The following is a 21,981-nucleotide window of genomic DNA, read 5'->3' on the forward strand; positions in this document are numbered from 1 at the left end:
CTAGGGACAAGCACGATATGCAAACAAATTGACCAGCCGAGGGGAATTTTTATTGACTTTAAAGAATAAAAAGGGCATATTCCTCGGCCTTTAAACTAAGCTTATTTTAAGATTGTTAGGAGCATACCTTGGCTAACATCAAGTCTGCAAAAAAACGCGCTATCACTAGCGAAAAACGTCGTCAGCACAACGCAAGCCGTCGTTCAATGATGCGTACTTACTTCAAAAAAGTAATCGCTGCAATTGAAGCTGGTGACAAAGAAGCTGCACAGCAAGCTTTCGCTGTTGCTACACCTATCCTGGACCGTTACGCAACTAAAGGTCTTATCCACAAAAACAAAGCTGCTCGTCATAAGAGCCGCCTAGCTGCTAAAATCAAAGCACTATAATTGTGGTATTGGATATGAAAAAGCCGACGTAAGTCGGTTTTTTTATGCCTGCGTATTAACGCCATAGTGTGAAACGCACAAACACGTCTGTAGAAATTGCCTATCGGCAGCGTCACAGGGTGAATGATATACACCACCCTGTTATCAACATAGGCTAAGCTAATTCAAGTTTGGGATAGAACTTTTTCAACATTGCGGCAATTTTCTTGGGTGAAAATGGTTTAACCACAAATCCTTTAGCTCCGCGCTCTATCGCATCTTTCACGTTATCGACCGTTGAATGTGCCGACACCATAACCACATTAATATCCGGATTAATTTCTGCCAGTTCTGCGATCAGCTCTTTACCATCTCCATCAGGAAGTTCGATATCCAAAAACACGATATCGAAGTGCTGCTCTTCACATGCAGCAATACATTGTTTTGCCGTTGACGCTTCTTTTACGTTATCGATGCCCAAGTGCATCAGAGTCTGATGCAAGAAACTGCGAACAGTGCCTACGTCATCAACAATTAATATAGAGATTTGTTGTTCCATATCCTTTCCCGTGGGCTAGTCAATTGAAATGCGCTATTATTAGCATAGAACTATTATAGAGTCCTGCAAACAAAAGGCTATAGCAAAGCATGGCACAAAGACCAAAAAAACAGGCATTGCTCAATCAGGTAGATGCCAGGTCCAAGAGCAAGCGACCGAAACAAAAAAAACGCTTATCACCTCAACAACAAAGAGCATTACAACAACAGCAACTTCAACAACAAGCACAACTTGCCGCTGCACAACAAGAAGAGGCCAAACCAAACAAAACCCGCTGGATTATCACCGCTGTGGTCTTACTCCTAATGATTGTTTTCCCCAAGCCTAAACTTATTACCTATGAAAAGCTCGGGCTGGTCGCGCAAAGTGTCTATTGGCCCGGTTTACCGGGGGTAGATCCTGTTTTGTTTGACTCAAACCTACACATCCGACCGGCCCTGGAACGAAACACACTTTATTTGTGTCAGGATGAGCGCGACCCGGATTCTTGTCAGAAATACCAAATCATCGAACAACAAGGTTTTATCTCTGCCCTCATGAAGCTGATTTTTGATTAGAAAAACTAATCCGAAAAATATAAAAATACTCGTTTGAAGAGACTGAGGTTGGGGCGCATAATGGCGCCCCTTTATTGAACAACCTGGAGTACTTTGACGATCATGCCGAACGAATTTGACTGGCTACTTAATTTATTACTGCTAGTGCTAGGATTTGGTGCCTTTTTTATTAACCATAAAACCTTGCTGCGTGGCGCGGCATTGGCGACCTGCAGCATCCTGTTTATTTTGTTCAGCCTCGATCTGATGAACACGTCAGTGATCTCCAACTTGGGCTTGATTTTGATTAACTCATTTTATCTGTTTAAGCTCTTTACTCACGAGCAGTATAATACGCCCTAGTGTGAGCAGTCCTGTCACACCACTTTAGTGACAGGACGTAAACTGCGCAACGAGACTTAAAGATATTTTCTAATTTCTGAGCCTGCGCTACAATCTGGCCACACCCATTGGTTTTGGAGACGTAGTATGGCCATGACAGATGAAGAACTTTTTCTCGCCTCAATGGGGGACGTGGTCCCCTTAGCACAAGACAAAAAAGCAGAGCTCAGACGTCAACAAAACGAGCCTACACTGGCGCAGCTTGCACGCCGGGAAGCCGCTGAGCAGGAACAAGACTTCGATCCAAATTTTCTCTCCACCGAGTATGTAGACTTGCTCGACCCACACGACCTGCTTAGTTACAAGAAAGATGGCGTGCAACAAGGGGTATTTAAAAACCTCAGGCTCGGCAAGTATCAAATTGACGCAACCCTGGATTTGCATGGCAAGCCTTTCCGTGAAGCCAGAAAGTCTCTCTTTGATTTCATCATCGACTGTCACCAACGCAGTATTCGAGTCTTATTGATACGTCATGGCATTGGTCTGAAGAGCAAACCCTTTCCAGCTATACTGAAAAGCTACTGCAATAAATGGCTACAGGAAATGCCGCAAACACTCGCCTTTCATTCGGCGCTGAGTTGTCATGGAGGAAACGGTGCGACCTATGTGCTGCTGAAAAAAAGTGATGAAAAGAAAGTAGAAAACCGAGAACGACATGCAAAACGATGATAGCAGCCAGCGCTGCTATCTTTTATTAGTTTTCTGAGGACGTGATGACTGCTTCTTCATTATTTTGGTGAGTCGCCTCAGGAGACTCTGCATTGGCCTGATTAAACCACGCCATTACACCTAATATAATAACCGTAAACAGAACAACGGAGAGCTTGACGCCACCTTGATTACCATTCATGAAAAGCGACTCTTTATTATTTTTTTTCATAACTTACTGAATGTAATCAGATGTCACAAGATGTTTTTTTATACAGTGTTTTGTATCACGCCAATCCCGCACTCAGTAAACCCGGAAAATGAAGCGCGTCATGCTCCGGGTTACATAATAATTGATGCCACACGACTGGCCTCAGAGTAGCACTCACTTGCATTTGTAAGTAGTAGCAAGTGTGAATCAATAACCCAGGCTAATATCCACACAATGCGACAAAGGCTCACCTTTTTGCATCGCCTGCATGTTCGACACTATCTGGGCCATAGCCGTTCTCAGGCTTGTCAGCGCAGCCACATGGGGTGTCATCGTAATTTTGGGGTGCTGCCAAAACGCATGCTCGGGTTCGACCGGCTCTGATGCAAAAACATCCAGCGTAGCCGCTGCAATTTGCTCAGTATCCAGCGCATGGAGCAGATCGGCCTCATTGAGATGCGCGCCTCTGGCCACATTTATCAGTACTCCCTGCGTTGGCATCGCCTCAAACAACGAACCATCTAAAATGCCGCGAGTTTGAGCCGTCAGCGGTAACAAACAGATGAGATAATCACATTGCGAGGCAAATCGAGTCAGCTGCGCCTGCCCCCAAAACGTGTTGATACCCGGTATCTTTTTTTCACTCCTTGACCAACCCAGTACCTCAAAGCCATTTTGCCTCAGCTTTGTGGCAGCCACTTGTCCAAGCTGGCCAAGCCCCAGTATACCCACACGACGACCACTGCAGGCCCGCTTAGGACGCCAAACCTGATGCTGCTGTTGCTGATAATACAGACTCAAACGTAGCTTATGCGCGAGCACATGCCCCAATACATACTCAGCCATATCATCCGCAAGCGCAGGGTCCACAATTCGACACACCTGGACGCCTGATGGCAATGCAGCTAAAGGTATGCCATCTACACCTGCGCCAAACGATTGAACCACTTTCAGATTGGGCAGTTGTTGCCATAAAGACTCAGGCGCATTCCAGGCCAACACAAACTCAATCTCAGCCAGATCACCCGTTTGTGGCCACTCTCTGATATCTGTATCAGGCAGGCTTTCTCGTAATCCAGCAATCAGTTTACTGTTGTCTCTGCCCGTTACACAGACTAATAATGCCATGCGATCCCCTTTGTTCTGTTTTTATCTGACGCCACTGTATCAAAATTCTCGCCTATACGTGTACTTACGCGATGGCCATCAAACTGACATACAGTTGCAACTTGCTTGTCATAGAGAGTTTTTAATCTTGACGGAAGCGGTTATAGAACTTGAGAATGAATATATGATCAGTGTTGATAAGGTCATTGAAGCAAACCTGCCTCAATTAGAGAACTCACCTAAAGTAAAAGGCCTGGTAAAGAAAGGCCTGGGCTACCTGCTCCATGAACAAGAATTTGTGGCATTTGCTGATACCTACCCACACCTGCAAGGGATTGAATTTGTCGAGCAGGTGCTGGAAGAGCTGGATTTCGATGCCCGTTTTAAGCCCAAACAAATAGAGCATATCCCCAGCGAAGGCAGTGTGGTGATAGTCGCCAATCATCCCATCGGCTCATTGGATGCACTTGCACTGATTAAGGTACTGGCTCAGGTACGCCCTGATCTCAAAGTCGTTGCCAACAGAATGTTGATGTCCCTCACGCCCATGCACTCCTTGCTGTTGCCGGTGGATAACCTGTCTGGCGCGAGTCGCAAGCAGGAGCTGGCCAATATTCATCATCACCTCAAACAAGAGGGTGCCTTGCTGATCTTTCCTGCCGGAGAGGTGTCCAGACTTGGACCAACCGGTATCAAAGATTGTAAGTGGAATTCAGGCTTTTTGCGCATGGCCAAGAAAGCGAATTGCCCTATTCTGCCTATTTTCATTAAAGCGAAAAACAGCCCGCTGTTTTACGGTACGTCAATGATCTACAAACCCTTAGCCAGTCTGTTGCTGGTCAAGGAAATGTTTAAACAACGCCAAAAATCGCTGGAATTTGAGATTGGTGCCAGTATTCCACCGGCTTCCTATTTGCTGGAAAACCTCAAAGATAAAGAAATCGTCGCGCTGATCCGAAAACAGCTTTATCGTCTGGCTTCGAAAAAGTCTTTACCACTGAAAACTCAGTCTCCCATTGCCGTGCCTGAATGTAAAAAAGAGCTGAAACAAGCGATTGAAACGTGTGAGCGACTCGGTGAAACTCAGGATGGTATGCAAATCTACCTCTATCAATATCAGGGCAGTTCACCTATTTTTCGCGAACTAGGTCGGCTCAGAGAAATTGCCTTTCGCGCGGTAGGAGAAGGCAGCGGCAAGCGCCGTGATATTGACAAGTACGACATGTACTACCAACATCTGGTGTTGTGGGATGCAAAACACCTTGAACTGGTCGGTGCTTATCGACTGGCCAGTGCGCAATCAGTTATTAATGAACAGGGTACAGACGGTTTATACACCACCAGTTTGTTCAATTATGCTGAGCATATGCAACCCTACTTCGAGCATGGTCTTGAGCTGGGCCGAAGCTTTGTACAGCCAAAATACTGGGGACGCAAGAGCCTGGATTACCTCTGGTATGGGATTGGTGCTTTTGTGAAACGCTACCCACAGCATCGCTACCTTTTTGGCGCTGTCAGTTTATCTAATGCATTGCCAGATAAAGCCAAAGCCATGCTCATTTACCACTATCAGCATTACTTCTCAAACCTGGCATCTCTGGCAACCCCAAAAAACGAATTTAAATTTACGCCATCGCAGCAACAAGACTTTGCCCAGCTTTTTTGTGGTAATGATATTAAAGAAGACTTTGCGGAGCTCAAGCATATCATGGCCAATATGGGTGCCCAGGTCCCAACTTTGTTTAAACAATACACTGAGTTATGCGAACCTGATGGGGTTAACTTCCTGAGTTTCAGCATCGATCCGGACTTCAACAACTGTATCGATGGTTTGGTATTGGTTGATCTGACCCGGATCAAGCCACAAAAAGCCAAACGATATCTGGGAGAGAATATCTACGACTGATTGTGTTGTTGCTATTTTTTTATTTATACTCGCGCTCGGAGATCAAAATTTGCGAGCGCGCATGATAAAAACTATTCTACAACTCATTATTTTTGCCATTGTTTTTTTGGCTATCACTGCCTACCAGGAACTGGGCATGCTGGCTGACGATGGCAAAGCCCCTGCTCCTTATTTCTCTTTGCCTCTACTCGAACAACCCACGCAACGAGTCACCATCAAGTCTCTGCAAGGACAGCAATCTGTGGTGTACTTTTTCGCCCCCTGGTGCAGTATTTGCCGCTACAGTATGCCGAACCTCAACAAATTACATGAGCAAGGCAAAGTGAACGCCGTCGCCATTGCACTGGATTTTGACAGTGCAGATGCAGTCAGCAGCTTTGTTGAAGATTTATCACTGAGCATGCCTGTACTGCTCGGCAACAGTCATACCGCTTCAGATTATAAGGTCAAGGCTTACCCCACCTACTATGTGTTATCTGATGATCTGAAAGTAGTCGAACGCTCTGTCGGTTACTCCAGTGAACTGGGAATACGTGCCAGACTTTAACATCCACTAACTGCGAAGCTAAGTGTAAGAAAATGTAGGGGTAATCGACAATTTCTTACCCTTAGGTAAAACAAAGGTACGATTTATTTTCATACACTAGTCCCCATTCTTATTCAGCTTAGATTCAATAAGGGACTACCATGACGCGCTCGTCATTCAACAAATCGTTTGCACTGTCGCCTATCATGCTATGCATCGCACTGCAGGCACACGCAAACACCAGCACAGACATGGAACACATCGAAGTGCATTATAAACGCAGTTCAATCACCTCTGAGATCACAGAAGACACAGAAAAGCTCATCGAAATGCCAGGTGCTATGGGCGACCCGCTACGGGCTGTGTATGCACTACCGGGGGTGGTTGCGGCTGGCGGCTCAATGAGTGAACCGGCCGTACGTGGCTCAAGCCCCAGTGATAATATGTTCGAAGTGGACTTTATGCCTGCGGGCTATATTTTCCATGATTTTGGCAGCTCGATATTTAACCGCTATATCATTCAGGATTTCCAGCTTTACTCTGCGGGCTACGGCAGCAGCTACAGTAATGCAACGGGCGCAGTCTTTGACGTAACGCTGCGTAACCCCAAATATCAGCCGATCACCACGACACTGGACCTGACCATGTTCAACGCTGGCGTGTTTGTGGAAGGCCAGCTCAGCGACAGTACGGCTTTTTATGTATCGGGCAGAAAAAGTACCCTCCCCCTGTTCTTTGAAGAAGGCGAAGAACTCGAAGATGAAGATGGCGAGCCTACGGGCGTCACCATCAATGATGCCCCGGATGACCATGATTATCAGGGTAAATTCCTGTGGGACATCAATGCCAACAATACGCTAACTTTTAACTTTACGGGTGCGGAAGACTCAGCCGCCGCAGGTTTCAATGAACGTTCTGAATTAGCGCAAAAAACACCTGAGTTCCAGGGCGATGCACGTTTTATCAGGGAGTTCAATAGCCAGAACGTATTGTGGGACCATTACAATGACAAGTTTCATCTTCGTGTTGGCGTTGGCGCGCTCGACCATTCAGGCCGACTAGAGTATGGCCGCCGTGCGACCATTTCCAACGGTTATTTTGAAGAAGAATCGGAAAAACAGTACACCTACAAGACTCGTCTGAACTATCGTATTAATCCAGCCCACCAACTGGTTATGGATGCGGCCTATTTTGACAACGAAACGCAATACAGTTACGACACCTTCCAATACTTATGTACTGAGCTGGACCCCGATTGCGATCTTAAAAAAGGTGAACGGATCAGCGGCAAACGGACGATTGATATCGACAGCGGCTTTGTCGGCCTGGCACACATCTGGCAACTGAACAATGACTGGCAAACAGAGCTGGGCGTGCAGAGCCAACACAACAAATACACGGATGAAACCTTCACCTCACCTCGTCTGGCGGTGAGCTACTTTGTAACTGAAAACAGTATCATTTCAGTCAAGGCAGGACGCTACAATCGCATGCAAAATGTAGAATATATCCTGCCAGAAATAGGTAATCCTAAACTAAAATCTCAGGTTGCGGACCACTTTACACTTGGTTTTAGTCAGGAGCTGGATGACGAATGGAGCTGGTCAGTCGAAGGCTATTACAAAACCATGGACGACCTTCCTCTGGCCATAGATGACGGACCTAATGCGGAAGATTTGTATAATAATGACGTTGAAGGGCGCGCCTACGGCGTGGATCTGCTGATCAACAAGAATAAGACCGATAACTGGTATGGCTGGGTGGCTTTAAGCTATGCCAAGAGTGAACGCACCGACCTTAGTCGCAATATCACCCGAGATTATTACGCTGATACGCCTTTGGTATTTAATGCAGTATTTCACTACGAAATCAATGAAAAATGGCAAGGTGGCTTTAACTTTACAGCGCGCAGTGGTCAGGCCTACACCCCGATTGTCGGGGTCAGAGAAAACCCCGACCACGATGGTCGTTTCTTACCTGTGTATGGCGAACCCTTCTCAGAGCGGTTCAAAGTCTACCACCGTCTGGATATTCGTTTCGAGCGAAAAACCAAAATATTTGGCAACGATGGCCAGTTAATTTTCGAATTGATGAATGCTTATGGCCAGAAGAACATTGCCTATATCGACCTGGATTACGACAGAGTCAAATCTGTTAACGACCTCTACATAGAAGAAGAGGAAGACGATTTCTCTATCCGCCCTTCTATTGGTTTTAGCGTGACTTTCTAAACTATTCCCCTGAAAGGCCGGACGCAGACAAATGAGACTTGCGTTTTCGGCCTTCTCCTTGCATGATCTGCGCCTTTGATTGTCCGGAGATCCTATCCATGCCAAAAGCCTGCGCTTACCACATTTTAGTTAAAACCGAAAAAGAGTGCCTGGCTATTAAAGCCAAACTTGCCAAAGGCGGCGATTTTAACAAGCTGGCCAAACAACACTCATTATGTCCTTCGAAAAAACGGGGCGGTGATTTAGGCGAGTTCAATAAAGGCGACATGGTGAAAGCATTCGATGACGTGGTCTTTAAAAAACCTCTGTATGAGGTGCACGGTCCGGTCAAGACCAAGTTTGGTTACCACCTAATTAAAACCGTGTATCGCTCCTGAGGCATCATCGGTTTTCTCAATCACTGCCATCGGTTTTTGGCGGTTTCATTTTGTACACAGGCCGATATACTGATTATCAAACAAAATGATTTGGAGAAACCGATGTTTACTGTAATTTTTGGCCGTGAAGGCTGCCCATACTGTGTCCGTGCTAAAGACCTGGCCGAACGCCTGACGAATGAGCGTGACGATTTTAAATTTCGCTATATTGACATCATTAAAGAAGGCGTAAGCAAGGCCGATCTGGAAAAGTCCGCTGGCAAGCCTTGCCCGACGGTACCACAAATTTTTGTTGACCAAAGCCATATTGGTGGATTTACCGAGTTTGAAGCGTATGCCAAAGAAAACCTGGGTCTGTATCAGTAACACAGCCCCTTTTCCTGTGCCTGAATCACCTTTAAGCCGCCATTCAGGCATGATTTCCTCCTAAAAATAGCCACTTACCAGCCAATTTAACGAGCAAAAAAATAAATAAGTTTATTTTTTGACCAATATCAAACACCTACAAAATTAGTGCCAATTTATGCAAGCAATTGTTTTTTCTTTGCTGTACAATGCCGCCTCTTTTAACTTGTTGAGGCGCATTAATGTCAGAACCAGTCACGTTTGAATCTTTAGATCTTTCTCCTGCAATTTTGAAGGCAGTCGAAGAGCTGGGATATCAATCACCTTCTGAGATCCAGGCTCAATGTATACCGTTATTGCTAGAAAGAAAGGACGTGCTGGGACTAGCGCAGACGGGTACGGGCAAAACGGCGGCGTTCGCGTTGCCGCTATTAAACAATGTTGACGCATCCGTTAAGCAACCACAGATATTAGTATTGACTCCAACACGCGAACTGGCTTTACAGGTCGCGGAAGCCTTCAACCAATACGCTAAATACACCAAAGGTGTTGAAGTATTGGCTCTGTATGGCGGACAAAGCTATGGCGTGCAGCTAAGCGCACTACGTCGTGGCGCACAAATCATTGTGGCAACACCGGGTCGTTTGATTGACCATATTAACCGTAAGACCATTGATTTGTCGGATCTGAAAGCCTTAGTGCTGGACGAAGCCGATGAGATGCTACGCATGGGCTTTATCGATGATGTTGAAAGCATCATGGAAAAAACACCAGTAGAGAAACAAACCTGTTTGTTCTCAGCAACCATGCCAAAGCAGATCCAATCTATTTGTTCTAAGTATTTAGATAACGCTGAGCAAGTAAAAATCACACCACGTAACTCAACGGTTGACACCATTGAGCAAGTTTACTGGCGTGCAACGACACATAAAAACAAAGCCATCGTACGTTTCTTAGAAGCGGAAGATTACGATGCGTCTATCGTGTTTGTTCGTACTCGTAACGATACTGTTCAGCTGGCTGAGCTACTTGAGCGCGAAGGTTTCTCTGCGGCACCACTTAATGGTGACATGAACCAGCAAGCCCGTGAGCGCACGGTAGAGCGTCTGAAAAGCGGTCTGTTAGACATCGTTATCGCAACTGACGTTGCGGCACGTGGTCTGGACGTAGATCGTCTGAGCCTGGTTATCAACTATGATATCCCGCAAGACAGCGAAGCCTATGTTCACCGCATCGGCCGTACAGGTCGTGCTGGTCGTAAAGGTAAAGCTATCCTGTTTGTTAAAGGTAATGAGCGTTACCTGCTACGTAACATCATGCGTCATACTCGCTCTGATATCGAGCAGGTTGAACTGCCTAACGCGAAAGTTGTTGAGCAAAAGCGCATTGAAGCACTACAAAGCAAACTAAGCCTGGCGCTGGATCACAAAGACATTGAGTTCTTCAGTGAAGTGGCACAAGGCATGGCTGAAAAGCTAGAACTAACTCAGACAGAGCTGTCCGCTGCACTACTGTGCCTGGCACAGCAGCAGTCTCCGCTGAAAGTTCAAGAGATCCAGATACAACGTGAACGTCGCGAGCGCGATGGTAATCGTGACGGTAACCGCGAACGTCGTGGTGAGCGTGGCGAACGTAAAGGCAATGCACGTCGCAACACCGGTCCTATGGATACCTATCGTATCGAAGTAGGTCGTGAGCACGGCGTTCAGGTCAAGAACATCGTTGGTGCGATTGCTAACGAAGCGGATATCTCAAGCAAGTTTATCGGTGAAATCCGTTTGTTTGATGAGCACAGCACAGTGCAGCTGCCTCAGGATATGCCTGCAGATACTCTGTCTCACTTCCAGAGCGTTTACATTTGTCAGCGCCCAATGAAGATGACCAAGAGCACACACCCAGCCGATCAGGGCAATGGTGGTGAGCGTCGTGGTGGCGAACGTCGTTCGGGCGGTCGTGATGAGCGTCGCTTTGAAGGCCGCAACGAAGGCCGTGGCGATCGCAAGCGCAGCTTCAAAGACCCGCGTGGTGACAAGCGTGATAACAGACGCAAAGAGCGTGGTGAGATTAGCTTTTCCTAATCTGATTTAGATGAAAAACCGCTTCATTTGAAGCGGTTTTTTTATGCCTGAGCTTTGGTGCATTTCAGCCAGATGACACACACCACTATTTGATCCAATCACGCGGGTCAAAGCGGTAGTAATCGCTTAGCAAATAGAATAACTCCGGATTTTCCTGCTTAAGTTGCAATGGCTTCTCAATAAACGTCTCAGTTATCACCGCAAAGAACTCAGCTTCATTAGTTGCTCCATATTCGTGTACGACATGTGGCATGTGATAAGCCAATTGCGTTTTTAACTGCTGATACGCCCGCGATAATACCTCTCCCCACTTTTTGTAACTCATTCCTTTTGGTAACCGGGGTGTGCCATTTGTTTGGCCTGTCTGTTGATCGAGTTGATGCGCAAATTCATGAAATACCAGATTATGACCATCTTCAGGTAATCGATTACCCTCAAGGACATCATGCCAGCTCAAGACCAGCGTGCCACCAGGCCAGGACTCGCCCTGACGCACTACCGTGTGAAAACTCACCAGCCCCGCACTATCACGATTATTCTGTCCGGCATAATAACTGCTGGGGTACAGCAAGATCTCTTTGACATTGGGATACAGCGGCCAGCGTTGATTAAGCACCAGCAGGCACGCATCTGCCGCGATGATCAGTGCCATAGCCCGGTTGGTTTTCAATCCATCACGACCGAGCAGTCGCTTTTCACCTAAAAACCACACGATGTGCCGCTCCAGACGAGCCCGATCATCATCGGTCATATTGCGATAAATCGGCATATATCGCAGCAGCACCTGCCTGTCCAGCTCATTCAAAGTTTGCGTGCTATATTTACGCTGCCAGTAAGCGCGCCTGATATCGTCGAGTCGCCAGTAAATGATACAAAATACCACCAAAGCGACGAGTAAACTGATTTCTGTCATTGATTATTACGCGTTGATATTTTATTCAGAGATGCGCACCACAGGCAGTCTTTTCAAGCAAGATTTGTTAAAATCCTCAACACTTTAAAAAATATCTAACAGTATCAAGCCCGTATGTCCTTGCCCATCGAACAGATTAAAACCCAATTTTGTGATCATTTAGCCGCTGGCAACGTGATTGTTGCTGCTGCCACCGGCTCGGGAAAATCAACCCAGCTTCCCGTCTGGGCCGCTCAGCAAGGTCGGGTCCTGGTGATCCAACCGCGACGTATTGCCTGCACTTCACTGGCCGAATACGTCGCCCGGCAACAAGGCTGTAAACTCGGTGAGCAAGTTGGATATGCCATTCGTTTCGAAGGCGTGTTTAGTGATAACTCGCAAATCGTATTTGCCACACCCGGTGTGGCGTTACGCTGGTACTTCGAAAATAAGTTAACCGACTTTGATACGGTCATGTTGGATGAATTCCATGAGCGACGCTGGGATATGGACCTGCTACTTGCCATGTTGAAACAACAAGAGACGCATCACCTGATTGTGACCTCTGCCACTTTGTCAACGCAGCGGCTGGTGCGCTACCTGGATGCCCCCTTGCTGACTTCCGAAGGCAAGATGTTCGACGTGCAAGAGCAGTTTCTTGCCAAAGATATGCGCACTATGCCAAGTAAAGACAATCTCAGTGAAAGAGTTACGGCTGCATGCGATTATGCCCTGCAACATACCAGTGGCGACATCCTGGTGTTCTTGCCCGGCAAAGGAGAAATAATACAGTGTGCTGCGCAGTGTAAATCGCTTGATGCGCTGGTAGTCCCGTTATTTAGTGGCTGTGCGCCGGACGATCAGCAACGCGCTTTGCAACAACAACCCCGGCAAAGGATCATTCTGGCAACCAATGTGGCAGAAACCTCACTGACCATACCCAATATTACCTGCGTGATTGACTCGGGCCTGGAACGACGCACCCACTTAAGAAATGGCAAAACAGTACTCGGCCTGGATGCAATCGGTAAAGATTCGGCTAAACAACGCCTGGGTCGGGCCGGACGCACTCAGGAAGGCCTCTGCCTGCGCCTGTATGGGCAATATGCGCCACTAATAGACAGTACCCCACCAGAAATACACAGAGAGGCCCTCACAGAGCTGGTATTGGCAGCAGGCTGTGCCACCAAGGGGATAGACACACTCAGTTTTATCGACCCCCTGCCTGCCACCTCCGGGCAACGTGCGCTCGACCTGCTCAGAAAAATAGGTGCTCTTGACGAATCTAGCCGTGCAACCGACCTTGGCAGACAACTTTACCCCCTACCCATCGATGTCGAGCTGGGCCACCTCATAACCTGTATGCCGGATAACCGTCTGCGCCAGGCGATGATCGATGCTGTGGCCGTTATGTCGGTGCCGGCGCGCGTATATCGGTTGCCGGGGTCAACGGAGCAACTTGAGGCACTCAGTAAAGCACTGCCCCACAACTGCGACCTGGAGCTGGTCATTGCATTACTGCGCGGAAAAGCCCCTGGCGTGCCGACTGAAGACGAAGCCATTCGTGAAGCCAGACAATTCAGTCAGCAACTCAGAGAAGCCTTTGCGTTACCACCACTGGATAAAGCCGCCAGTTATGACCGGGATGCGTTACTTAGCGCCATTGCATCTGTGCGCCCGGACTGGTTGTTCATTAAAAAGGACAACCGTCGCGGTGGCTTTGGTAATGGTCACAGTGAAGTGGTACCTGCAAAAGAATCCCGCATTTGTGACGCAAGTGACGCCATCCTGGTGCTGGATACCTATGCACTGGCCGGCAAAGGCGTTAAACAGGCAACCACCTTGGCCACGTTAGCCGCCCCCGTCACGCGCTCGTTACTGATACAGCATGCGCAAACAGACACCATGCTGGAGCGGGCTTACCTGGAAGGAGACACCATCTGGGTTGAGCTTATTCGTCACTATGCTGGCGTTGCTTTAGAGCGACAAAATCACATCGCATCAGGCCCCCAGCTGATCCCGGCTTGTGTCAAGTTAATTGAACAAAACCAACTGTTTGATGGTCTCTGGCAGCAGAACAATCGCATGCTGGAATATCAAAAGCTATATCATCAACACGAGCAAAGTGAAATGCCAGCAGTGCTGAGTGCAGCTCAGTGGTTAGCACATGCGCTCGAGGATTTGGGTGTTGAAGCACAGGAAGATCTGATGCTGATAGAGGCACAGGATCTTTTTTATCTACCCATAGAGGACTGGGTGATCGCACCCTTTATAGAAAAGTTTCCACTTGAGATTGTCTTACCTGAATTAACCATGAGTGTGGCTTATAGCTTTACCGCCAAACGCATTACCCTAGAATATTTACAAGGCAATCGCAAAGATGCGCCAAAACGCTGGGAACTCCCTGCCTGGGGGGGATTTAAAATACGCTATAAAAAGGCCAGTAAAGTGGTAGATGTTAAATAGCTGGGACAAGCCGTACAAGGTGCCTATGCCAATTAAAATACGATATGGCAGCGAGTTGCATTGTGCCTCAAAATTATATAGGCAGGTCAATACCTGCCTATATATGGGAAGTGTTTAATTATCAACGGTCGTTATTTGTTAGACCCCGTTGATTCTCTCGCAATGCATCTTGCGCATTTTTACGGGCTTCTTTTCTTTGCTTTGACGTAGAGCAACTTGTTTTGGGAATATTTGACCCAAGAGAACGAACTTGCTTACAACGATACCCGTTATTTGCTTGGCTACCATCGTCTTTCGAACTGCTGGTGCTATTACATCCAGTCAAAAGTAAACCCAATGTAGAAACGAGAATTAGTGCTTTAGTTTTCATGACTTCTCCTTGCTTTAAGCAATCTTTTATAATTTCATAACAAGGTATATAACAAGTACCCAAAAAAGTCAAACCGTATAAAGGTTATTAATATATTAATGTTTTTTGATGACTTTCATTACATGATAAGCTATTTTTTCGCAACCCCCCATATGTATAACATTAAACCAAGCATTAACTCTCAGCATTGAGGGTTTTAAAAAATAGAATTTATAATATTTAATATCATTATAAATATAATAACTTTATAGGATTAAAAAGCCATAAAATGGCCAAAGCCAAGTTATAAAAACCAGGAAAACAAAAATAAAATATTAAAAATAGTCTAAATATTAGAAGCGTTAAAAGCTAGAAATGTTTCCTTATTATTAGAGATAAAAGCTATCAAACATAAGTACATTCAAAGAAATAACCCGGTAAATGGTCACTATCCTCGCAAGCAGAGGATAAGAACTAGCAATAAAAAAGGCCGCAAAAGCGGCCTTTTTTAATCTCTATGCTACTTAGAAGCTGTAATCTACGCTCAGGTAGTATGTACGTAGTAGCTGGTCATAGTAGCGGCCTTCGTAGCCAACTAAGTGACCTTCTGGATCACCCAGTGAGAAAGGCGGCTCTTTGTCGAACAGGTTGTTGATACCGAATGTGATGACAGTATTCTCGAAACCAAAGTAATCAACTTTGTAGTCCGTCTTAACATATGAAGGGATCTTCAACTGAACATGCTCTGTAACAAATGCCTGTGAGGCTACACCTTCGTCGTTGTACACAGTTTCCATAACTGGATTAGCAATCGTGCCACGAACTACTTCTACACGGTCATCCGAGTAGCTAGACTTGTAGCTGAAACGAAGCGTGTGCGAGAAGTCACCATGCGTCAGAGTGTTCTGAATTTGGGCAACATTACGGAATACAACTTCTTCGTCAGTACCGAACTTACCTAGGCTAGATTCCCACTCAAATGGTACAACACCCGGCGCAGTATACTGCGAGTCAATGATATGGGTACCCTGAAGTGTTGTCTTCAACTGACCGAAGCTCAGCTCATTATTGAAAGAGAATTTCCAGTCAATACCTGATGTTTCGGTTTTACCCAAGTTCATGTACTCACGCTCAACAGACAGAAGTCTCTGAGTGTCATCCGCACGACTTGTGTGGACCTGGAAGCTGTCATTGAACAGGTTGACATTATCGAACATGTAGTCGAAGTCTGGTGCTTCTACTTTACCTTCGATTTCGATGCTCCAGTAGTCAAGTTGAATCGTTGTATCTGTTGTAGGTGAGTAAACAAAACCTGCTGACATTTGCTCTGACTCTTCCGGCGCCAGTGTTGGGCTACCTTTCAGGAACGCCTGGTACTGAATGCTACCCGGAGGACAGAATGCTTCACGATTTGCATCGCCCAAATCTGGACAAGTGTAGGCAGAACCAGTTACACCGTTATTAGCCAATGGCTGAGCGTAGCTACGTAGAGAAGCAACTTTGAAGCCCGTTCCGTATGAAGCACGCAGAACCAGGTTGTCTGTCGCGTTATAACGTAAGCTCAGCTTGTAAGTGGTGTCGCTGTTTGACTCATAGTTTTGAGTATCAGAAGGATCGCTGTTTTTAACTTTACCGATGTTATCGTAACGTAACGCCAGGTTTGCACTCAGATCTTCCAGAATTGGTACCTGGAATTCAGTAAACACACCGTATTGACTACGTTCAAGGTCATACCCAGTATCGTTAGCTGGCGCATTTGCTTCACGATTTTTCTGTGCGTCAGTCAGGATAAGTGCGTAGCTGTTCTCACGGTAATCAACACCGTAACCTACGTATACTTCACCCGCTGGTAATTCAAACAGCGGCTGAGACGCGCGGATATCAAAAGACAACATTTCTGTTTCTACTGTATCCCAAAGGCCACGCCATTGTACACTTTCAATTGCATCTTGTGACGCTTGGTCACCAGCAAACTCGTCTGCCGTAGCAAAAACGTCGATTGCGCCCGATGCAATGGTTGGTGCGAAAGTAGCACGGTTGTAGTAACCATTTTTGATGTTGTCTTTACGCTCATTCTTTGAGTAAACAACAGCGGTGTTGAAATCGATATCGTTCAATACCGTACCTTCAAGACCTAAAATAACGTTAATAGCGGTGTTGTCATACTGGTTAGTACGGTTACCACCAGGTAGTGCACGCCATGCAGCACGGAACTCTGTTGCATTAGCTTTCTCTTCTTCTGTCAGGTGTTGCTCAACGTACTTAGTATAAAGAACACTGTTTGCAGAATCACCGTTAACCGCACCCAGGTTCAGCTGACCAGTTGGGTTTGGAGCAATACGAGAAGTCAAAGTGAAATCGGTATATGACAGCGTTGAGAATGCCTGAATATCGTCAGTGATTGCAAAATCACCCTGAAGAAGAAGTGCTGTTCGTTCATTTTCAGGATAAATTTCTAGTGTACTGGTGAAGTCAAATACACAGTCCTCACCACCGGCGTTAGCAAATGGAGATACCGCTGTATTTGGTGCACAAGAACCGTTTTGTGCATAGTATGGGCTGAAGCTCTTCGTGTAAGCACCTTCGAGTGGACGACCTTCTTCATCACGCTCACCAATGAATACGTGTGCGATTGCAGGAATTGCGTTACCTGAACCATTTAACTGAAAGTAAGAGTTACCATCAACTTCAAACTCAAGGAAACCTGTTTTTGCAAAATCGCGATTTTTCGAACGAAGTGTTTCAGTTTTTTCATGGCTAAGAGATGCAACAATGCTAAAGCCGTCTCGGTCGAAGTCACCAAAACCAGTTGTAATTCCAAGGCTGTAAGACTCAGCACCGTCTTTCGGACGGTCCATACGTGCAGACACAGTAGTCTCATCAGCTTGGTCTTTCAGGATGAAGTTGATTACACCAGCGATCGCGTCAGAACCGTAAAGCGCTGATGCACCATCAGTTAGTACTTCAACACGCTCGATTGCAGCAAGCGGAATAGAGTTTAGGTCAACCGCGTTACCTGAGTCAAGAGGCGCAAGACGACGACCATTCAATAGTACCAGTGTATAGTCTTCACCGATACCACGAAGTGATGCAGTCGCCTGACCAGTACCGCCACCACCGACAGAAGATACAGGTGTTGTGAAACCCTGCATCGAAGGAATTTGAGCTACCAGATCACCAACGTTGGTAACACCAGTATTTTTGATATCTTCTGCTGAGATAATGTTCACAGGAAGTGCACCCGCAAGGTCTGTACCTTTGATGCTTGAACCTGTTACTTCAATTTTTTCGATATTCTCTTCTGATTCTTCTGCGTTTACTGCAAAAGCTGTAGCAGATACTGCACCATACATCAGTGCTAAGCGGACCGCTTTCGAGATCTTGCTATTTAACATTTGTTTTCTCCCTGGCTTTAAATAAATCTTTTAAAGCATTGTTTTTATGTATTTTCTTGATTTTATATGGGTAACAAGTGCGTACACTTTTAGCCATATTGGTGAAACATACTAATCGCATGAAAAACAAAAGGTCAACAACCTTTTTTAAAACAGAAACAAAAAACCCAAAAAAGAAACAAAAAAACACCTTAAAAACAAAGGGTTACAACAATTAAATTATCTGACTCATATGCGTAGCCGTTTCAGGGCCTTTTTTTACGTAAATTTGATGGATATTTAATCACTTTGATAACATCAAGGTGACCCATTCAGAGAGTGAATAACAATATTTGATTAAGGTAGGATTTAGACGAGTGTAAGCATTTTGTAAAAAGCTAATTGATGCACAAAACACAATAATTGAGATTGTGAATTTTTGCAACAAAAAAGCCCCTGCTTGTTGCAGGGGCTCGTTAGAAGATTCTACTTAGTCAGGCAGAATTAGAATGTGTAATCTGCTTGTAGGTAGAAAGTACGACCATACGGGTCAGCGTAGCGCGGGTCGTAACCAACCTGGTGACCAGCTGCTGCGTTCAGAGTGAACGGAGGCTCTTTGTCGAACAGGTTCTTAATACCGAATGCAAAGTTTGCATTGTCGCCCCAAGCGTAAGCAAGACGATAGTCGAACGTCATGTAAACAGGGATGTGTTTCTGGATAACACTACCGTCTACTGCTGAATCCCAATCGTCTGCCTGAGCAACATAGAAGCTAACGTCTGCGCTTGCATCTGTGTAACCGCTACGCGCCTTAAGGTTCAGGCTGTGCGTGAAGTCACCATGTGTAAACGTGTTGTTGAAGTTAATGATGTTGCGGAAAGCAACTTCTTCATCTGTACCTACTTTACCAAGGCTAGTATCCCAAACATCTGTAGTACCTACACGCAGACTCTCATCTTCGATTAGGTATGTACCCATCAGGCTAGACTTCAGTTCACCAAACGAGAAGTTAGTTGTGAAATCAACATGCCAGTCGATACCTGAAGTGCGAGACTCACCAACGTTACGCGCAGGCTGGATGATAGCAAGTACTGTATCGCCTGTACCTCTGTCAACTTTAGTTGTGAACAGATCATCGTAAGTTACCGGGTCACCGAAGATTTGGTTCTGAGTCAGACGGCGAACTTCGTTCTCCATCTTGATGTTCCAATAGTCGATACCAAAGCTTGTACCTGTGTCACCAGCCCATACGAAACCGAAGGTGTACTGCTTAGATGTTTCAGGTTGAAGGTCTTTTTCACCTTCACGGAATACATCATATTGCAGTTTATCCTGGTGACAGTATTGTGCCTTTTCAGGAGCTAAGCCAGCCGGACAATCATATGGAGATGAAGTTACACCAAACTCAAGACGAGGTGCTGCGATTTGACGCATGGTCGCAGCCTTAAAGCCTGTACCGTAGCTTGCACGTAGCAACAATTCGTCAGTAGGACGGTATGAAAGACTGATCTTGTAAGTAGTATCGTCAACGCTGTCGTTAACAGTCTGGTTACCTGTACGTTTCGAATCAGTGATTTCACCGATTTCGTCATAACGTAGTGAACCAGTTACTTCCAAGTTTTCCAATACTGGCACGATAACTTCTGCAAACGCACCGTAGCTGTCACGCTCAAGGTCGAACTCAGTACCTGCAGATTCAAACAGAACGATCTCTGCATTTTGACCTGCACCATTGGTTAGTGAGTAGCTTGACTGGCGATAGTCGAAACCAACACCCAGGTATACAGTACCTGCATCCAGTTCAGCGATTGCGCCTGAAGTCTTACCTTCAATAGCAAGCAAATCAGTGTCTGTGGTATCCCAAAGGCCGTTAAACATAGTGTTTGCAACCATTTGGTTTTGCTCGTCAGACAGGTTTTCCGGTGCGTCAAAGATGTTAACTTGACCAGAAGTTACCAGTTCCATGAACTCTTTCTCTAACGGGTAACCAGTAAGGCGAACTTGTTCACGCTCTGCACCTGAGCTGGTGATGGCGAAGTCATAAGACCACTCGTTTAATTCACCACGCAGACCAGCAACGATGTGAGACGTCGTTGCAGTCCACTCATCAGTACGGTTACCACCTGGAAGTACACGCCAGCGTGCTGACACGCCACCTTCAACCATATCAGCTTTAACAGCATCAGGTAGGTGCGTAATTACGTTGTCTTGTACAAACTGGCTGTTTTCATCAAGAGAGAAACCACCAGTTGGGTACGGAGCAATACGTGTAATCATTTCGAACTTAGACGCAGACGCAGTTACATATGCTTCCATGTCGTCGTTAATTGCCGCAGTAGCTTGCAGGAACAAGTTATCACGCGTACTTTCTGGCTGAATTTCTAGCGTGCTGGTGTAGTCAAATTGACACGCATTACCAGAAGGCGCACTTGTTGTGTGACATGAACCGTTTACTTCTTTGTACGGGTTCAGAGAGTACGTTGATGTTTTACGGTTGCCGTTGTCATCCAGTACAAACTCACCAGCATCATCGCGCTGGTAGTATTTAACATATGCGTTACCTGGGATCGCGTTTGAAGAACCCGCGATTGCAACTAGGTTTTGGCCTGCGTGCTCAAACTCAACGAAGCCTGTTTTTGCGAAATCACGGTCAATTGAACGCAGGTTATCCTGCTCATCACGGCTATAGCTCACCATGACATTGAAGCCATCACTGTCCAGGTCACCGAAACCTGTTGTGATAGAGAAGTTTGAGCTAGATGTATCTGAAGGCTTATCGTAACGTGCACTTACAGTTGTAGATTGAACGTCATCTTTCAGAATGAAGTTAACAACACCCGCGATAGCGTCTGAACCGTACAATGCAGAAGCACCATCTTTCAGAATTTCTACGCGCTTAATCGCAGATAGAGGAATTGAGTTAATGTCGATGCTCGAACCTGAATCTGAAGAAGCCATACGACGACCGTTAACCAGAACCAGCGTGTATTCAGCACCAAGGTTACGAAGTGACGCAGTTTGAATACCGGCACCGCCACCACCTACTGACTCACCAGCAGCAGTGAAACCCTGCATCGCAGGCAGGTTAGCAATTAGGTCTGGTACACTTGTCACACCAGATTTTGCGATATCAGAAGCGTCGATTACATCGATAGGCAAAGCACCTTCCAGGTCTGTACGCTTGATAGCAGAACCGGTTACTTCAATCTTCTCGATTTTCTCTTCGCCTTGTTCAGCATTGGCTGCGAACGCAGTTGCTGACACAGCACCAAACGCGATCGCTAAGCGAACCGCTTTTGTTACTTTGTTATTTAACATTGGATTCTCCCTGGACCATACAAGATGGTTATATTTATTTTTTGCGTTAACAAACGCTTTGTATTTTTACCAAAACGGTAACTTAGTGATGCATCTTAAACAACAACTAGACACTAGGTCAACATAGTCTGATGTGTTTTTTGCAATTACCCTTATGAGGAACGATAAATATTAACAGTTTTTATATTATTTGATGATCTTTAGTACACAGACAACCACATATTAAACATGAGGTTGTGAACAAAATGTATGAAATGGGTACAATTTTTCCAACCCATCACACCGGAC

18 protein-coding genes are annotated in these 21,981 nt (G+C 45.9%); 11 read left to right on the forward strand and 7 right to left on the reverse strand.

Going from position 1 to position 21,981, the window contains the following annotated elements; all coding sequences use genetic code 11:
- Positions 1–128 precede the first annotated feature (128 nt).
- Complete coding sequence (rpsT, locus tag QNM19_RS09660; RefSeq protein WP_010382487.1) at positions 129–389, forward strand: 30S ribosomal protein S20; 261 nt, start codon at positions 129–131, stop codon at positions 387–389.
- Between the two features lie 154 nt (positions 390–543).
- Here rpsT and QNM19_RS09665 read toward each other — a convergent pair whose 3' ends face one another.
- Positions 544–927: a response regulator gene (locus QNM19_RS09665; protein WP_049864014.1), complete on the reverse strand. Its 384-nt coding sequence runs from the start codon at positions 925–927 to the stop codon at positions 544–546.
- Positions 928–1,016: 89 nt separating this feature from the next.
- Between QNM19_RS09665 and QNM19_RS09670 the strand changes: the two genes are divergently transcribed.
- The 3 genes from QNM19_RS09670 (at position 1,017) to smrA (ending at position 2,534) form a co-directional block, all read left to right on the forward strand.
- Positions 1,017–1,484, forward strand: a complete 468-nt coding sequence (locus QNM19_RS09670) for a hypothetical protein (protein ID WP_284026633.1) — start codon at positions 1,017–1,019, stop codon at positions 1,482–1,484.
- A 102-nt stretch (positions 1,485–1,586) separates the two neighbouring features.
- Positions 1,587–1,826, forward strand: coding sequence for a hypothetical protein (locus QNM19_RS09675; RefSeq protein ID WP_010382493.1), 240 nt, complete (start codon positions 1,587–1,589; stop codon positions 1,824–1,826).
- 126 nt (positions 1,827–1,952) lie between these two features.
- Entirely contained in the window at positions 1,953–2,534 is a 582-nt protein-coding gene (smrA, locus tag QNM19_RS09680) for a DNA endonuclease SmrA (protein ID WP_058795953.1), read from the forward strand.
- A 25-nt stretch (positions 2,535–2,559) separates the two neighbouring features.
- Here the strand turns inward: smrA and QNM19_RS09685 are convergent, their stop codons facing one another.
- Both QNM19_RS09685 and QNM19_RS09690 read right to left on the reverse strand, forming a co-directional pair.
- Positions 2,560–2,745 (reverse strand): hypothetical protein, encoded by a 186-nt coding sequence (locus tag QNM19_RS09685; protein ID WP_284026634.1) that lies wholly within the window; start codon positions 2,743–2,745, stop codon positions 2,560–2,562.
- Positions 2,746–2,931: 186 nt separating this feature from the next.
- Positions 2,932–3,852, reverse strand: a complete 921-nt coding sequence (locus QNM19_RS09690) for a 2-hydroxyacid dehydrogenase (protein ID WP_049864012.1) — start codon at positions 3,850–3,852, stop codon at positions 2,932–2,934.
- 163 nt (positions 3,853–4,015) lie between these two features.
- Between QNM19_RS09690 and olsF the strand changes: the two genes are divergently transcribed.
- From olsF to QNM19_RS09720, 6 genes are all read left to right on the forward strand, one after another.
- Positions 4,016–5,737 carry a bifunctional ornithine lipid synthase OlsF gene (olsF, locus tag QNM19_RS09695; protein ID WP_049864030.1) on the forward strand — a complete coding sequence of 574 codons (1,722 nt, stop codon included), beginning with the start codon at positions 4,016–4,018 and terminating at the stop codon, positions 5,735–5,737.
- A gap of 61 nt (positions 5,738–5,798) precedes the next feature.
- On the forward strand, positions 5,799–6,284 hold the full coding sequence (locus QNM19_RS09700) for a TlpA family protein disulfide reductase (RefSeq protein WP_049864011.1): 486 nt from the start codon (positions 5,799–5,801) through the stop codon (positions 6,282–6,284).
- 140 nt (positions 6,285–6,424) lie between these two features.
- A complete protein-coding gene (locus QNM19_RS09705; RefSeq protein ID WP_284026635.1) occupies positions 6,425–8,494 on the forward strand; it encodes a TonB-dependent receptor plug domain-containing protein in 2,070 nt (689 codons plus the stop codon).
- Positions 8,495–8,592: 98 nt separating this feature from the next.
- Positions 8,593–8,871 (forward strand): peptidylprolyl isomerase, encoded by a 279-nt coding sequence (locus QNM19_RS09710; RefSeq protein WP_010382504.1) that lies wholly within the window; start codon positions 8,593–8,595, stop codon positions 8,869–8,871.
- Between the two features lie 102 nt (positions 8,872–8,973).
- Positions 8,974–9,237, forward strand: coding sequence for a GrxA family glutaredoxin (locus QNM19_RS09715; RefSeq protein WP_049866370.1), 264 nt, complete (start codon positions 8,974–8,976; stop codon positions 9,235–9,237).
- A 221-nt stretch (positions 9,238–9,458) separates the two neighbouring features.
- On the forward strand, positions 9,459–11,294 hold the full coding sequence (locus QNM19_RS09720; RefSeq protein ID WP_049866369.1) for a DEAD/DEAH box helicase: 1,836 nt from the start codon (positions 9,459–9,461) through the stop codon (positions 11,292–11,294).
- Between the two features lie 85 nt (positions 11,295–11,379).
- Here the strand turns inward: QNM19_RS09720 and QNM19_RS09725 are convergent, their stop codons facing one another.
- Positions 11,380–12,207: a M90 family metallopeptidase gene (locus QNM19_RS09725; RefSeq protein WP_049866368.1), complete on the reverse strand. Its 828-nt coding sequence runs from the start codon at positions 12,205–12,207 to the stop codon at positions 11,380–11,382.
- Between the two features lie 114 nt (positions 12,208–12,321).
- Between QNM19_RS09725 and QNM19_RS09730 the strand changes: the two genes are divergently transcribed.
- Complete coding sequence (locus QNM19_RS09730) at positions 12,322–14,652, forward strand: helicase-related protein (RefSeq protein WP_284026636.1); 2,331 nt, start codon at positions 12,322–12,324, stop codon at positions 14,650–14,652.
- A gap of 121 nt (positions 14,653–14,773) precedes the next feature.
- On the opposite strand, the gene QNM19_RS09735 is transcribed toward QNM19_RS09730, so the two are convergent.
- From QNM19_RS09735 to QNM19_RS09745, 3 genes are all read right to left on the reverse strand, one after another.
- Positions 14,774–15,022, reverse strand: coding sequence for a hypothetical protein (locus tag QNM19_RS09735; protein WP_156202311.1), 249 nt, complete (start codon positions 15,020–15,022; stop codon positions 14,774–14,776).
- 503 nt (positions 15,023–15,525) lie between these two features.
- Positions 15,526–18,396: a TonB-dependent receptor gene (locus QNM19_RS09740; protein ID WP_049864825.1), complete on the reverse strand. Its 2,871-nt coding sequence runs from the start codon at positions 18,394–18,396 to the stop codon at positions 15,526–15,528.
- Between the two features lie 483 nt (positions 18,397–18,879).
- Positions 18,880–21,693: a TonB-dependent receptor gene (locus QNM19_RS09745; RefSeq protein ID WP_049864826.1), complete on the reverse strand. Its 2,814-nt coding sequence runs from the start codon at positions 21,691–21,693 to the stop codon at positions 18,880–18,882.
- Positions 21,694–21,981 lie beyond the last annotated feature (288 nt).

The organism is Pseudoalteromonas ardens, assembly GCF_030125445.1.
GTDB lineage: Bacteria > Pseudomonadota > Gammaproteobacteria > Enterobacterales > Alteromonadaceae > Pseudoalteromonas > Pseudoalteromonas ardens.

Excerpts from the sequence above, each read along its gene's own strand:
- QNM19_RS09665 (WP_049864014.1), bottom strand. The coding sequence starts at position 927 with ATGGAACAACAAATCTCTATATTAATTGTTGATGACGTAGGCACTGTT.
- QNM19_RS09700 (WP_049864011.1), top strand. The coding sequence starts at position 5,799 with ATGATAAAAACTATTCTACAACTCATTATTTTTGCCATTGTTTTTTTG.
- QNM19_RS09730 (WP_284026636.1), top strand. The coding sequence starts at position 12,322 with ATGTCCTTGCCCATCGAACAGATTAAAACCCAATTTTGTGATCATTTA.
- QNM19_RS09705 (WP_284026635.1), top strand. The coding sequence starts at position 6,425 with ATGACGCGCTCGTCATTCAACAAATCGTTTGCACTGTCGCCTATCATG.
- QNM19_RS09710 (WP_010382504.1), top strand. The coding sequence starts at position 8,593 with ATGCCAAAAGCCTGCGCTTACCACATTTTAGTTAAAACCGAAAAAGAG.
- QNM19_RS09725 (WP_049866368.1), bottom strand. The coding sequence starts at position 12,207 with ATGACAGAAATCAGTTTACTCGTCGCTTTGGTGGTATTTTGTATCATT.
- QNM19_RS09715 (WP_049866370.1), top strand. The coding sequence starts at position 8,974 with ATGTTTACTGTAATTTTTGGCCGTGAAGGCTGCCCATACTGTGTCCGT.
- QNM19_RS09720 (WP_049866369.1), top strand. The coding sequence starts at position 9,459 with ATGTCAGAACCAGTCACGTTTGAATCTTTAGATCTTTCTCCTGCAATT.
- QNM19_RS09690 (WP_049864012.1), bottom strand. The coding sequence starts at position 3,852 with ATGGCATTATTAGTCTGTGTAACGGGCAGAGACAACAGTAAACTGATT.
- olsF (WP_049864030.1), top strand. The coding sequence starts at position 4,016 with ATGATCAGTGTTGATAAGGTCATTGAAGCAAACCTGCCTCAATTAGAG.
- QNM19_RS09740 (WP_049864825.1), bottom strand. The coding sequence starts at position 18,396 with ATGTTAAATAGCAAGATCTCGAAAGCGGTCCGCTTAGCACTGATGTAT.
- smrA (WP_058795953.1), top strand. The coding sequence starts at position 1,953 with ATGGCCATGACAGATGAAGAACTTTTTCTCGCCTCAATGGGGGACGTG.
- QNM19_RS09670 (WP_284026633.1), top strand. The coding sequence starts at position 1,017 with ATGGCACAAAGACCAAAAAAACAGGCATTGCTCAATCAGGTAGATGCC.
- QNM19_RS09735 (WP_156202311.1), bottom strand. The coding sequence starts at position 15,022 with ATGAAAACTAAAGCACTAATTCTCGTTTCTACATTGGGTTTACTTTTG.
- QNM19_RS09685 (WP_284026634.1), bottom strand. The coding sequence starts at position 2,745 with ATGAAAAAAAATAATAAAGAGTCGCTTTTCATGAATGGTAATCAAGGT.
- QNM19_RS09675 (WP_010382493.1), top strand. The coding sequence starts at position 1,587 with ATGCCGAACGAATTTGACTGGCTACTTAATTTATTACTGCTAGTGCTA.
- QNM19_RS09745 (WP_049864826.1), bottom strand. The coding sequence starts at position 21,693 with ATGTTAAATAACAAAGTAACAAAAGCGGTTCGCTTAGCGATCGCGTTT.